General features: G+C 70.0%; 1 protein-coding gene. It reads left to right on the top strand.

What is annotated here, in order from left to right; translation table 11 throughout:
- Positions 1 to 1172 (top strand): acetyl-CoA C-acetyltransferase (locus WS45_RS19160; RefSeq protein ID WP_059691841.1); only part of this gene is annotated, 1172 nt, incomplete at both ends.

The following is a 1172-nucleotide window of genomic DNA, read 5'->3' as shown; positions in this document are numbered from 1 at the left end:
ATGACGGACGTAGTGATCGTATCGGCCGCGCGGACCGCGGTCGGCAAATTCGGCGGCTCGCTCGCGAAGATCGCGGCACCGGAGCTGGGCGCGACGGTGATTCGCGCGGTGCTGGAGCGTTCGGGCGTGAAGCCCGAGCAGGTGAGCGAAGTGATCATGGGCCAGGTGCTGGCGGCGGGCTCGGGGCAGAACCCGGCGCGCCAGTCGCTGATCAAGGCCGGCCTGCCGAACGCGGTGCCGGGCATGACGATCAACAAGGTGTGCGGCTCGGGCCTGAAGGCGGTGATGCTGGCGGCGAACGCGATCGTGGCGGGCGACGCGGACATCGTGATCGCCGGGGGCCAGGAAAACATGAGCGCGGCGCCGCACGTGCTGCCGGGCTCGCGCGACGGGTTCCGGATGGGCGACGCGAAGCTGGTCGACACGATGATCGTCGACGGCCTGTGGGACGTGTACAACCAGTACCACATGGGCATCACGGCGGAGAACGTCGCGAAGGAATACGGGATCACGCGTGAGGAGCAGGACGCGTTCGCGGCGCTGTCGCAGAACAAGGCGGAGGCCGCGCAGAAGGCCGGCCGCTTCGATGCCGAGATCGTGCCGGTGTCGATTCCGCAGCGCAAGGGCGAGCCGCTGCAGTTCGCGACCGACGAGTTCGTGCGTCACGGCGTGACGGCGGAATCGCTGGCGGGGCTGAAGCCGGCGTTCTCGAAGGACGGCTCGGTGACGGCGGCGAACGCGTCGGGGCTGAACGACGGCGCGGCGGCGGTGCTGGTGATGTCGGCGCAGAAGGCGGCGGCGCTCGGCCTGACGCCGCTCGCGCGGATCAAGGCATACGCGAACGCGGGCGTGGATCCGAGCGTGATGGGCATGGGTCCGGTGCCGGCATCGCGCCGCTGCCTGGAGCGAGCGGGCTGGACGCCGGGCGACCTGGACCTGATGGAAATCAACGAGGCCTTCGCGGCGCAGGCGCTGGCGGTGCACAAGCAGATGGGCTGGGACACGTCGAAGGTGAACGTGAACGGCGGTGCGATCGCGATCGGTCACCCGATCGGCGCGTCGGGCTGCCGGATCCTGGTGACGCTGCTGCACGAGATGGTCAAGCGCGATGCGAAGCGCGGGCTGGCGTCGCTGTGCATCGGCGGCGGGATGGGCGTCGCGCTTGCGGTCGA

The sequence above is a fragment of the Burkholderia sp. RF2-non_BP3 genome (assembly GCF_001522185.1).
Lineage (GTDB): Bacteria > Pseudomonadota > Gammaproteobacteria > Burkholderiales > Burkholderiaceae > Burkholderia > Burkholderia diffusa.
This window is presented reverse-complemented; position numbering and strand designations above follow the sequence as displayed.